At 65.3% G+C, this 12,478-nt stretch carries 12 protein-coding genes; 3 read left to right on the forward strand and 9 right to left on the reverse strand.

Translation table 11 applies throughout. The features are described 5' to 3' along the window. Positions 1-40: 40 nt before the first annotated feature. On the forward strand, positions 41-703 hold the full coding sequence (locus OIE68_RS14260; RefSeq protein WP_327099854.1) for a methionine ABC transporter permease: 663 nt from the start codon (positions 41-43) through the stop codon (positions 701-703). A gap of 70 nt (positions 704-773) precedes the next feature. On the opposite strand, the gene OIE68_RS14265 is transcribed toward OIE68_RS14260, so the two are convergent. Further along, positions 774-1,211 (reverse strand): DUF4189 domain-containing protein, encoded by a 438-nt coding sequence (locus OIE68_RS14265; RefSeq protein ID WP_327099855.1) that lies wholly within the window; start codon positions 1,209-1,211, stop codon positions 774-776. A gap of 103 nt (positions 1,212-1,314) precedes the next feature. Further along, positions 1,315-1,767, reverse strand: coding sequence for a DoxX family protein (locus tag OIE68_RS14270; RefSeq protein ID WP_327099856.1), 453 nt, complete (start codon positions 1,765-1,767; stop codon positions 1,315-1,317). 427 nt (positions 1,768-2,194) lie between these two features. Between OIE68_RS14270 and OIE68_RS14275 the strand changes: the two genes are divergently transcribed. Then, positions 2,195-3,853, forward strand: a complete 1,659-nt coding sequence (locus OIE68_RS14275) for a nuclease-related domain-containing protein (RefSeq protein WP_327099857.1) — start codon at positions 2,195-2,197, stop codon at positions 3,851-3,853. Positions 3,854-3,936: 83 nt separating this feature from the next. On the opposite strand, the gene OIE68_RS14280 is transcribed toward OIE68_RS14275, so the two are convergent. From OIE68_RS14280 to OIE68_RS14310, 7 genes are read right to left on the reverse strand one after another with little or no spacing between them, the layout of a single operon-like run. Continuing rightward, positions 3,937-4,308: a metal-sulfur cluster assembly factor gene (locus OIE68_RS14280; RefSeq protein WP_327099858.1), complete on the reverse strand. Its 372-nt coding sequence runs from the start codon at positions 4,306-4,308 to the stop codon at positions 3,937-3,939. Further along, entirely contained in the window at positions 4,305-4,799 is a 495-nt protein-coding gene (gene sufU / locus OIE68_RS14285; protein WP_327099859.1) for a Fe-S cluster assembly sulfur transfer protein SufU, read from the reverse strand. Before sufU ends, OIE68_RS14280 begins: the two co-directional genes overlap by 4 nt. Before the next feature lie 3 nt (positions 4,800-4,802). After that, positions 4,803-6,056: a cysteine desulfurase gene (locus OIE68_RS14290; RefSeq protein WP_327099860.1), complete on the reverse strand. Its 1,254-nt coding sequence runs from the start codon at positions 6,054-6,056 to the stop codon at positions 4,803-4,805. Position 6,057: 1 nt separating this feature from the next. Continuing rightward, a complete protein-coding gene (sufC, locus tag OIE68_RS14295) occupies positions 6,058-6,876 on the reverse strand; it encodes a Fe-S cluster assembly ATPase SufC (RefSeq protein ID WP_327099861.1) in 819 nt (272 codons plus the stop codon). A 39-nt stretch (positions 6,877-6,915) separates the two neighbouring features. Further along, positions 6,916-8,127 (reverse strand): Fe-S cluster assembly protein SufD, encoded by a 1,212-nt coding sequence (gene sufD, locus OIE68_RS14300; RefSeq protein WP_327099862.1) that lies wholly within the window; start codon positions 8,125-8,127, stop codon positions 6,916-6,918. After that, positions 8,127-9,563, reverse strand: a complete 1,437-nt coding sequence (gene sufB, locus OIE68_RS14305; protein WP_327099863.1) for a Fe-S cluster assembly protein SufB — start codon at positions 9,561-9,563, stop codon at positions 8,127-8,129. The genes sufD and sufB overlap by 1 nt, the downstream gene beginning before the upstream one ends. After that, positions 9,560-10,375 (reverse strand): metalloregulator ArsR/SmtB family transcription factor, encoded by an 816-nt coding sequence (locus OIE68_RS14310; protein ID WP_327099864.1) that lies wholly within the window; start codon positions 10,373-10,375, stop codon positions 9,560-9,562. Before OIE68_RS14310 ends, sufB begins: the two co-directional genes overlap by 4 nt. Before the next feature lie 361 nt (positions 10,376-10,736). Here OIE68_RS14310 and mptB point away from each other — a divergent pair, with 361 nt between their 5' ends. Next, positions 10,737-12,476 (forward strand): polyprenol phosphomannose-dependent alpha 1,6 mannosyltransferase MptB, encoded by a 1,740-nt coding sequence (gene mptB, locus OIE68_RS14315; protein ID WP_327101670.1) that lies wholly within the window; start codon positions 10,737-10,739, stop codon positions 12,474-12,476. The last annotated feature ends 2 nt before the right edge of the window (positions 12,477-12,478 follow it).

Consider the following 12,478-nt stretch of genomic DNA (forward strand, 5'->3'; position numbering starts at 1 on the left):
GGTCGCTCGAAACGATCTGCGTCGGCTGAAGGGGTAACTCGTGCATACGGATTGGGACAAACTCCGGCCGGTACTGACCGAGGCCATCGGCACCACCATCTATCTGGTGCTGCTCACGTTCGTGGTCGGCGGATTGATCGGGCTGTTCCTCGGCACCGCCCTCTACACCACCCGCAAGGGCGGGCTGCTGGCGAATGCGCCGATCAATGTGCTGCTCAATGTGTTGGTGAATGTGGTCCGGCCGATTCCGTTCGTCATTCTGCTGGCGGCGCTCGGTCCGGTCACCCTAGAAGTGGTCGGGACGACGATCGGTACGGAGGCCGCTGCCTTCGTCATGATCGTGGCGGCATCCTTCGGTATCGCTCGGATCGTGGAGCAGAATCTGGTCACGGTGGATCCGGGCGTCATCGAGGCGGCCAGGGCGGTCGGCGCCGGGCCGCTGCGGATCATTCTGACACTGCTGATCCCGGAAGCGTTGGGGCCCTTGGTGCTCGGCTACACCTTCGTGGTGATCGCCATCGTCGACATGTCCGCCATGGCGGGCACGGTCGGCGGCGGCGGGCTCGGTGATTTCGCGCTGGTCTACGGATACCAGCGCTTCGACTGGCAGGTCACCCTGGTCGCGACACTGATCATTATCGTCGGCGTGCAGGGGATTCAGTTCCTGGGCAATATCATTGCCCGAAAGGTGCTGCGCCGCTGATCCCTCGGCGCGGCCACAACCAGGTGCGCTCTCGACGCCGATCGCGTCGAGAGCGCGCTCGGTTCTTCCGTCAGCTCGCGTTCGCGGTGCACTGCGAATCGACGATGCGCGGTTCGCGCGGCACCGAACTGCCGAAGTTCAGCAGCGGCGGCGGTGCGGTCGGCCCGGCGTTCGCGATCGCCTGCTGCTCGGCCTCGGCCCGTGTCGGCGCCCAGGCCCAGCCCAGATGATCATCGCCATTGCGGGCCACGGCCGCGCACGCATTGGCGAATTGCACGATGACATGGCAGCTGGACAGTCCGCACTGCTGCACCGCGGCACGGTCCGAATCCGTCCAGTTCGAGTAGTTGTACGCCCATCCGAGGGTCGCGTCGCCGCGCGACGAGACCGAAATCGCCAATGAGCCGTAGAGGCCATCGTCCGCCTGTGCGGTGCCGGCACCGGCGGCGACGAACGCACCCGCGGACGCGGCCACCAGACCCATGGCAGCCTTGGACGATAGTGACATGTGTTGCGCTCCCCAGTTCCGAAAATAGCTTCGGATCGAAATCCTGACCGTTCCGATCCCAATTGTCCAAATCTTTGTATCACCAGAGCTGGACAACCGTCGGTCAGCGATCCCCCAGCGCCACGGCTCCTCTTGCCGCCAACGCCGACGAGCCCCACGGCGGCACCACATCTCGCCAGTCCGCCGGCCAATTCGCCAGCGCGACAACCATCATGATCACCAGATGAATCGGCGCCGAGGTGCCCTGCCAGAACGGGGCGTCATCGATGAGATGTGTGGTCACCGCCCCGGTCAGCACCAGTACCAGCGTGGCCGCGCCGAGGAATCTGCTCTCCCGCCGCGGAAGCACCAGCAGCACAGCCGCGATCAACTCCAGCCCACCAACCACGAACCGCATATTCGGATGAAATCCCCACTCCGCGAACTTCTCCGAATAGGCAGGCCCGAAAAACGTAGACCCGGGCCAGAACTTGGTTGCGAAGCCGACGAAGAACTCGAATCCGAGAAACCAGTAGAGCCCGGTACGTATCCGAGCCGACCGCAAGCGTTGCGACATGTTCCCTCTTCCGCAGGTCATCCACCGCTATGCGGCGGCGACGGACATCTGCCCGCCACCGCTATGACCAGGCCCGACCGGGAAATGTGACGGCGGGCGCGGCGCTGGCCTCTCGACTATGCGAGAGCCGGATCGACAAGCAATCATCGTCACCGGTGGCAGCCGCGGCATCGGTACCGACCCGTGAGCGTCGCTGGTATCCGCGATCAGTCATCGATGACAGTGTCTTCCAGACTGGGGTCGTAGTCGTCGAGTTCGGGGTCGTAGGAGTCATGCACCGTCGCTGCTGCTCTGCCGACGCGCCGACGTAGTCACACCTTTTGTCGCCAAAACCCTGCTCTTTGAGTGCCTTTCACATTCTCACGGGACCTCTGCAATGAATACCGTTGTGGGGTCGACTGTGCAGGCGAGACGGAGGGTGACCTCGATGCTGGTTGTCAACGAAGGGTCGACGCAACGATCCGAACAGTGCGTGCTCGATTGGATACGGACTTGGAACGGCCAACACGTCATTGTGGGGCTTGCTGTTTCGGGGTATCCCATACCCGACCGCGACCCGAATGACGCGGCGCGGCAGATGGACGTGGTGGTCATTACGCCGCGCGCTGTGGTCGTGATCGAAGTCCAGGAGATCACTTCCGAGGTGACCGGCGGGGTGCTGTCGGTGCGGGCCGACGGGCGCTGGCAGCTGTCCGGATTCGATGGGGAGCCGGTTCCCCGCCACGACAGTGATCCATTCGGCCAGGTGGCGAGCAATGTGTACCTCTTGAGCCAAGTGGTACGCAGACGCCACCCCGACGCCCTCGTCGACGGGCTGATCGTGGTCGTGCCGCCCCGAGAAGCGACCATCACACTGGATATCGAATCCCGAAAGCCCGGCGGCACCATGGTCCTCGACTCGTCGGCGGGGTTGCGTGCCTGGTTCCTTCGAACAGCGAACCGGAAGCTGATCTGGACTGCCGAGCAGGCGTACGAACTGCTCGGCGAGCTCGGCCTATCGCATGCGGTAACGGTCGAAGAGCTTGTGGCCGAAGGATTTCCGTCGCAAAGCAGACGACCTGAACGGCCCGCATCGAAGGTGCTGGTGCAAGCCCATGCGTCCTCCGCGCTCGGCGCCGTCGAACTTCCCGACGACGGTCGCATGCCATCGGAGGTGTCACCTTCCGGGGCTGCATACCCGCCATGGCTTCCGACCGACATCGCCGAGGAGCCGTCGGAGAGCGTGGCACCATCGCGGCTCGTAGTCGATACCGATATGGAGCCGCACGCCCAGGTATCCGCGCTGCCGCCGGAGCCGGTGGACCATCCGGATGCGATACAGGCGCAGTCGGCTCCGCAGTTGTCGTCGGCATTCACCGACCGATGGTCGTCCTGGATCGAGTCCGATGGGTCGTCGGACGAGCCTCGGTCCCGCCGTGACCTCGACCGTCGAGGTCGTCCGCACCGAGAGCCACGCCTGCGGAACTGGCTGCCGACCCCACCGAATTTTGTGGCAACGGCGGCACCACACCTGTCGAAGGCGAAGCTTCAGCCTTCGACGCCGGCTGGGCCGGAACCTCGATCGGCGGAAGGGCCGCGGCATTGGACCGCGACCGGATCGGGGTCGCTGACAGACATTGAGCCGCAATCATTGTCGACAGCACCGGCCCAGCCTTCGGCGATGGTTGGGGCGCAACCGGTATCGGAGCACGAGCCACCACGTTCATCGGCGGTTGGATCGGAACCACCGACGATGGCCGATAGGCTGCCTGCGCGCTCGTTGCGGCCGGGCAGCGCGCCCGTCGCACAGCGTTCGTATCAGGCTTCGACTCCTCGGCTGGCGTCCGTGGTGCGCCTCTGCGTTGCCACCGTGGTCGCCAAGGGGATGAAGCTCATCGCGGGCCTGCCGCAACTGCTCGCGACGGTGGTGGTGGTCGGGGTGATTGTCGGCACGATCTGGTTACTTGTGTCCGAAGGTATGCACCCGAAACCTGCTGTCGTCGAGCCCCGCCAGGAATCGAGCACCGAGCCGGCTGTGCTGCCGCAACTACCAGCCCCGCCCCAGCCACCTGCGGCGGAGTGCTTCCCATTCCAACAGCAGTGCTGATCGGCGCGAGCCACGCACTGTGCTAGTGCGTGGCTCGTCATGGTCCGTGCGACAAGCTGGGCGCCGCAGCCGTATTCGCGGTGCTAGACCGTGAACCCCAAGGCGCGGAGTTGCTCGCGGCCGTCTTCGGTGATCTTGTCGGGGCCCCACGGGGGCATCCAGACCCAGTTGATCTTGAGGTCCTCGGCCAGGCCGGAACGGACGAGGGCGTTGCGGGACTGATCCTCGATGACATCGGTCAGCGGGCAGGCCGCCGAGGTGAGGGTCATATCGAGGGTGACGATATTGTCCTGGTCGACGCTCATACCGTAGACCAAGCCGAGGTCGACAACATTGATGCCGAGTTCGGGGTCGACGACGTCGCGCATCGCCTCCTCGATGTCCTCGAGTTGCTTGATGTCCTCGGCCGAAAGTTCGACCTGCTCGGCCGTTTCGGTGACTGGTGTCTCACTCATGACGTTTTTCCATTCGTGGAGATGTCGCTGCCCATGATCCGCTTGGCCTCTTCCGCGGAGGTTATCCGGATCACCGCATCCTTGAACGCCAGCCAGCCGAGCAGCGCGCATTTGACCCGCGCCGGATACTTGGACACTCCGCCCAGCGCGATACCGTCGCCGATCATGTCCTCGTCGCCCTCGACGGTGCCGCGGCTGGAGATCATCTCGTTGTACGAGTCGACGACCTTCAGCGCCTGCTGCACCGGCAATCCGATCACCTGATCGGTGAGGATCGAGGTGGCGGCCTGACTGATCGAACAGCCCTGACCGTCGTAGGAGACATCGGCGACATCACCGTTGTCGTCGAGCTGGACGCGCAGGGTCACCTCGTCACCGCAGGTCGGGTTGACGTGGTGCACCTCGGCGCCGAACGGCTCCCGCAGCCCGCGGTGATGCGGGTGCTTGTAGTGATCCAGGATCACTTCCTGGTACATCTGCTCCATGCGCATGTCTTATGCAACTCCGAAGAAGCTCTGGGCCTTCCGCACGGCGGCTACCAGCTGGTCTACCTCATCCAGGGTGTTGTAAACCGCGAACGACGCACGGGCCGTCGCTTGCACGCCGAGGCGGCGCATCAGCGGCCACGCGCAGTGGTGGCCCACTCGCACGGCGACACCCTCGTCGTCCAGAATCTGCCCGACGTCATGGGCGTGGATGCCGTCGACCACGAACGACACCGCGCCGCCGCGGTCGATGTTCTCGGTCGGGCCGACGATCCGCACGCCCGCGATCGCGGCGAGTCCGTCCAGCGCCGCACCGGTGAGCGCATGTTCATGTGCCGCAACGGCTTCCATACCGATCGCTTCGAGATACCGCACGGCCGCGCCCAATCCGACCACCTGCGAGGTCATCGGCACACCGGCCTCGAAACGCTGCGGCGGCGGTGCGTAGGTGCTGCCCTCCATGGTGACGGTCTCGATCATCGAACCGCCGGTGATGAACGGCGGGGTCTCCGCGAACAGCGCGCGCCGCCCGTAGAGCACACCGACACCGGACGGTCCGAGCATCTTGTGCCCGGAGAACGCGGCGAAGTCGACGCCGAGTTCACGGAAGTTCACCGGCATATGCGGCACCGACTGGCAGGCATCCAGCACGGTGAGCGCGCCGACTTCCTTTGCCCGACGGACCAATTCGGCGACATCGGTGACCGCACCGGTCACATTCGACTGGTGCGTGAACGCGACAACCTTGGTGGCGGGCGACAATTCGAGTGAATCGAGATCGATGCGGCCGTCATCGGTGATGCCGTACCACTTCAGCGTCGCGCCGGTGCGGCGCGCGAGCTCCTGCCACGGCACGAGATTCGCGTGGTGTTCCAGCTCGGTGATGACGATCTCGTCGCCGCGGCCCACGTGGTACGGGAACCGGCTGTCGGCGAACGAGTAGGTCACCAAGTTCAGCGATTCGGTCGCGTTCTTGGTGAACACGATCTCATCCGCGTCCACTCCGACGAACCGGCCGATATCGGCGCGGGCGCCCTCGTACGCGTCGGTCGCCTCCTCGGCCAGCTGGTGCGCACCGCGGTGCACCGCCGAATTGCTCTCGGTCAGGAACTTCCGTTCCGCGTCGAGTACCGCGAGCGGACGCTGCGAGGTCGCGCCGGAGTCCAGGTACACCAACGGTTTCCCGTCCCGAACCGTGCGGTTCAGGATCGGGAAGTCGGCCCGGATGCGGGCGACGTCGAGGGTGCGGACCGTGGCGGTCATATCAGGCTCCAGCGGTAGCGGACTCGGGGATGGCAGTCGGCGAAGCCGACGGGGTGTGTGAGCTTTGCGTGAAGCGGACGTAGCCATTGGCGTCGAGTTCCTCGGCCAGCTCGGCGCCGCCCTCGGCGACGATGCGGCCGCCGACGAATACGTGCACGAATTCGGGCTGGATGTAGCGCAGGATGCGGGTGTAGTGCGTGATCAGCAGCACACCACCGTTCTCGCGCTCCTTGTAGCGGTTGACGCCCTCGGAGACGATGCGCAGCGCGTCGACGTCCAGGCCGGAGTCGGTTTCGTCCAGGATCGCGATCTTCGGCTTGAGCAGACCCAGCTGCAGGATCTCGTGACGCTTCTTCTCACCGCCGGAGAAGCCCTCGTTCACGCTGCGATCGGCGAAGGCGGCGTCGATCTCCAGCTCGTTCATCGACTCCTTCACCTCCTTGACCCAGGTGCGCAGCTTGGGGGCCTCACCGCGGACCGCGGTGGCGGCGGTGCGCAGGAAGTTCGACATCGAGACACCGGGCACCTCGACCGGGTACTGCATGGCCAGGAACAGGCCCGCCCGCGCCCGCTCGTCGACGGACATCGCGAGGACGTCCTCGCCGTCGAGGGTGATCGAACCGGAGGTCACCGTGTACTTCGGGTGTCCGGCGATCGCGTACGACAGAGTCGACTTGCCGGAGCCGTTCGGGCCCATGATCGCGTGCGTCTCACCGGAGGAGATGGTGAGGTTCACGCCCGTAAGGATTTTGATGGGCTCGCCGGACTCGTCCGGGTTGGCGACCTCGACGTGCAGGTCCTTGATTTCCAGGGTGGTCATCGAATTCGAGTTCCTTTGTGGGGGTAAGTGGTTCGGGTGTCAGACGCCGATCGCGGCGAGTTCGGCCTCGATGGCCGCCTCCAGCCGCTCCCGGATCTCGGGGACCGCGATTTTCTGGATGATCTCGTGGAAGAAGCCGCGCACTACCAGACGGCGGGCCGCATCCTCCGGAATACCGCGAGCGCGCAGGTAGAACAGCTGCTCGTCGTCGAAACGACCGGTCGCCGATGCGTGTCCGGCGCCGACGATCTCGCCGGTCTCGATCTCCAGGTTCGGCACCGAATCGGCGCGCGCGCCGTCGGTGAGCACCAGGTTGCGGTTCACCTCGAAGGTGTCGGTGCCCTCGGCGGCGGCGCGGATGAGCACGTCACCGACCCACACCGTGCGGGCATCGCCCTTGGGCGAATGCGGATCGCCCTGCAGCGCACCCTTGTACAGCACATTCGACTTGCAGTGCGGAACCGCGTGATCGATGAGCAGGCGCTGCTCGAAGTGCTGACCGGCATCGGCGAAGTAGAGGCCGAGCAGTTCGGCGTCGCCGCCGGGACCGTCGTAACGAACGTTCGCGGTGAGGCGCACCAGATCGCCGCCCAGTGTCACCGCGATATGCCGCAGGGTCGCGTCGCGACCGAGCTCGGCATGGTGCGCGGTGGTGTTCACGGCGTCGTCGGCCCAGTCCTGGACCGCGACGACGGTCAGCTTCGCACTGTCACCCAGCACGAATTCGACATTCTCGGCGTAGGTTCCGCTGCCACGCTGATCGATGACCACGGTGGCGACGGCGAAATTGCCGAGGCGAATCTGCAGGTGCCCGTAGGCGGTCTTGCCCTCGCCGGGACCGGTGACCGTGACGATCACCGCCTCGGCGACCTCGGTCTCCGCGCCGACCGACACGACCGTCGCCGACTCGAAGCCCGAATATGCCTGGGCGGCAACACGATCCGACGGCACACCGGCCGCACCGAGACGAGAGTCGGTGCGCGCCACCGTCTCCACGTGCACACCGGCGACCGAGGAGACCTCGACCGTGGCCTTGCCGTCGCGGACCGCGGTGCCGTCGTGCAGACCGCGCAGTCGACGCAGCGGGGTGAACCGCCACGCCTCGTCCTTGCCCGAAGGCACCTCGAAGGCGTTCACGTCGTAGGAGGTGAAGACCTCACCCTTGTTGGTCGCGGCCCCTGCGCCCGGGTTCTGAATCGGCTTAGCCGTGGGGTTCTCGCCCTCGACCGCTCCAATTACACCAGTCGCCATCAGCCAACGGCCCCTTCCATCTGCAGCTCGATGAGCCGGTTCAGTTCCAATGCGTATTCCATCGGGAGTTCCTTGGCGATCGGCTCGACGAAGCCGCGCACGACCATCGCCATGGCCTCGTCCTCGGTGAGGCCGCGGCTCATCAGGTAGAACAGCTGGTCCTCGGACACCTTCGAGACGGTGGCCTCATGGCCCATCGTCACGTCGTCCTCGCGGATATCGACGTACGGGTAGGTGTCGGAACGACTGATCGTATCGACCAGCAGCGCATCACATTTCACGGTCGACTTGGAACCGTGTGCGCCCTTGTTGACCTGAACCAGACCGCGGTAGGAGGCCCGGCCGCCACCGCGCGCCACCGACTTGCTGATGATGGTGGACGAGGTGTGCGGCGCCAGGTGCAGCATCTTCGCGCCGGTGTCCTGGTGCTGGCCGGGACCGGCGAAGGCCACCGACAGGACCTCACCACGGGCGTGCTCACCGGTCATCCAGACCGCCGGGTACTTCATGGTGACCTTGGAGCCGATATTGCCGTCGACCCATTCCATGGTCGCGCCCGCCTCGGCCTTGGCCCGCTTGGTGACCAGGTTGTAGACGTTGTTCGACCAGTTCTGGATGGTGGTGTAGCGGCAGCGGCCGCCCTTCTTCACGATGATCTCGACCACCGCGGAGTGCAGCGAATCGGACTTGTAGATCGGCGCGGTGCAGCCCTCGACGTAGTGCACGTAGGCGCCCTCGTCGACGATGATCAGGGTCCGCTCGAACTGACCCATATTCTCGGTATTGATCCGGAAGTAGGCCTGCAGCGGAATATCGACGTGCACGCCCGGCGGCACGTAGATGAACGAACCACCCGACCACACGGCGGTATTCAGCGCGGAGAACTTGTTGTCACCGGCCGGGATCACCGAGCCGAAGTACTGCTCGAAGATCTCCGGATGCTCGCGCAGACCGGTGTCGGTGTCCAGGAAGATGACCCCCTGCTTCTCGAGGTCCTCGCGGATCGAGTGGTAGACGACCTCCGACTCGTACTGCGCGGCGACACCGGCGACCAGGCGCTGCTTCTCCGCCTCCGGGATGCCGAGCTTGTCGTAGGTGTTCTTGATGTCCTCGGGCAGGTCTTCCCAGCTCTCGGCCTGCTTCTCGCTGGAGCGCACGAAGTACTTGATGTTGTCGAAGTCGATACCGTCGAGGTTGGAGCCCCAACTCGGCATCGGCTTGCGATCGAAGATGCGCAATGCCTTTAGCCGGTGCTCGAGCATCCAATCGGTCTCGTTCTTCTTGGCCGAGATGTCGCGGACGACAGCCTCGGACAGGCCTCGTTGCGCACTGGCACCGGCCACATCCGAATCGGCCCAGCCGTAACCGTATTTGCCCAGGGAAGCAATGGTTTCTTCCTGAGTGAGCGGTTGCACCTGGTCGGTGGTCGTCGTCATTCGGCACTCCTTCCGGAGTCGTTCGTACGTACCACTGCGGGCTGTGCAGCGGTTTTATGGGAAGCGTTATCGGTGATAGGGAGAACGAACAGCGGCACATGGGTAGTGCACGCGCAGTCGCCATTGGCGATCGTCGCAAGTCGCTGCACGTGGGTTCCGAGCAGGTCCCGGAAAGCCTCGAGTTCGGCCTCGCACAACTGTGGGAATTCCTCGGCGACGTGGGCCACCGGGCAGTGGTGCTGGCAGATCTGCACGCCCGCGCCGACCTTGCGGGTGGACGCGGCGAATCCGGCGTCGGTGAAGGCCTCGGCGATCTCGTCCGCCTTGGCGGTGGTGGTCTCGGGGGTGTGTTCGGCGACCGGTTCGATGCCCTCGACGATGGTCCGCGCCCGCTTGCGCGCGAAATCGGCAATCGCCTGCTCCCCGCCGATCTCACCCAGCTGGCGAAGGGCCGCACCGGCCAGATCGTCGTAGGCGTGGCCGAGCCGTCCCCGGCCGACGGCCGTCAGCTGATATTGCTTGGCGGGACGGCCGCGACCCTTCTGCTGCCACGGCGCCGAGCGGCTGGCCCGCGCCTGACCGGATTCGATCAGGGCGTCCAGGTGCCGACGGACGCCGGCCGGCGTCAGGCCGAGCTTGGTGCCGATCGCGGTCGCGGTGATCGGGCCCTCTTCGAGCAGCAGCTGAACCACGGCGGCGCGAGTATGTCCTTCACCGCCCGTGACCAGGGGCGCGGGCGCAGCAACAGACCCGGCACCGGTACGGCGACCGGCCCCTCGATCCTCGTCGTGCGGTAAACCCACGGTTTTCACAACACCAGTGTGACGGAATTAGTTCCCGGAATCTAATAAGGGTGCCCTGAGTTGAACGGGCCGATGACCTGCACGGGAGCGCCTTTCCCGCGACGTTCGGATGCAACACGTTCGCCACCTGCGGGTCTCGTGCCACGGCCGGCCCGGGCACCCAACGAAATTACGAGTGCGATTTAGGCCACACCTCGGTGACGGAAATCCGTCAGCGCACCGTGACCACCTTCATCTGCACCTGATAGCGGGGTCGATTCGAACTTCCGGGGCCACGCCTGCGCTTGGGTCCGAACGTAGCGCGACCTGCCCCGCGGTCGGTTCCGCGGGCACCGGATACGCCGGTGGTATCGGCTACGCTGACCGCGTGATGTCAGGCGAACACGGCGAACCAGGTGTCGAACGCAGCCGGTCGACCACCCTGATTCGCCTGCGTCGGACCGCGCCCATCAGCACCGCCGTTGCGCTGGGGCGCCGGATCATCGGTCTGGATGTCCCGCCCGACCACACCGTCGGCGACACCCTGCACATCAACGAACCCGAAGCCGCCGAACTCAACCCGCAGGAGACCGCACAACTGCGTCGCGTCCGTCTCCTGGGCGCGACGGGTGCGGTCATGATGGCCATCGGCGCGCTCGGTCTCGGCGCCCAGCCCACGCTGCAGAATCCGACCTACGGCAAGGCGATTCTCGGGCTGCCCGCGCGCGTGCACAATTCGGGACTGGCGACGACCATGGTCGGCACGGTCATCGTCATGTTGGCCTGGCTGCTGCTCGGCCGATTCGCACTCGGCTTGCAGTCCAACCGCATTCGCCGCATCAGCCGATCACAACTCGACCGCACACTGCTGCTGTGGATCATCCCGCTGTCGGTCGCACCGCCGATGTTCAGCCAGGATGTCTATTCCTATCTGGCCCAGGGTGAGATCGCGGCGAGCGGACTCGATCCCTATGACGTCGGCCCGGTACAGGGACTCGGCCAGGACCATATTCTGACGCGCAGCGTCCCCAATATCTGGCAGAATTCGCCCGCGCCATACGGCCCCCTCTCGATTTGGCTGGGCAAGGGCATCGCCGAAATCGTCGGCGACAATATGCTCGCCGGAGTGCTGCTGCACCGAATGCTGGCGTTGCTCGGCGTGGCCTGCATCGTTTGGGCACTGCCGCGACTGGCACAGCGCTGTCGGGTATCGCCGGTGGCCGCATTGTGGCTCGGCGCCGTGAACCCACTGGTGATATTCCACCTGGTATCCGGTGTACACAACGAGGCCATGATGCTCGGCCTGATGCTGGTCGGATTGGAATATTGTCTGGCGGCCCTGAGCAATATCGGACCGATGCGTGGACACACACTCGTGCTGCTCTTATCGGGCACCACCCTGATAGCGCTGTCCGCCATGGTCAAGATTCCGTCGATGCTGGCACTGGCATTCGTGTGGATGGCATTGAGCCGAAAATGGGGCGGTGATTGGCGTGCCGTGCTCAGATCCGCGCTATTCCTCGGCTGCGTCACCGGTACCGTCATGCTCGCGGTATGCCTGGGCAGCGGTCTCGGTTTCGGCTGGATAGACACCCTGACCATGGCCAACTCGGTGCGCAGCTGGATGTCGCTACCCACCGCGCTCGGGGTCGTCACCGGATTCGGCGGCGTTCTACTGGGATTGGGCGACCACACCACCGCCCTGTTGAGCATCACCCGACCGATCGCGGCGCTCGCGGCCTCGCTGATCGTGGTGCGGCTGATGGTGGCCACCTGGCGCGGACGGCTGCATCCGGTCGGTGCGCTCGGCGTCGCCTTCGGCGCGGTCGTCCTGCTGTTCCCGGTGGTGCAGCCTTGGTATCTGCTCTGGGGCATCGTCCCGCTGGCGGCGTGGGCCAGCCGACCCGCCTTCCGGGTCCCGGCCACGATCGCCTCGGCGGCGATCAGCGTCATGCTCATGCCTTCCGGCAGCGAAATCCAGCCTTTCGTCCTTATCTATGCGGCCTGCATCACCATCCTCACCTGCACGCTGATGATCCTCGCCACCCGCAAGTCGCTGCCGTGGCGGCTACACCACCTCGGCGCCGACACCGCGCCCACCGCCGCCGGTCCTTCCGGACCGCAGAGTTGACG

Origin of the sequence: Nocardia vinacea, from assembly GCF_035920345.1 — a bacterium.
In the GTDB taxonomy this organism is placed as follows: domain Bacteria; phylum Actinomycetota; class Actinomycetes; order Mycobacteriales; family Mycobacteriaceae; genus Nocardia; species Nocardia vinacea_A.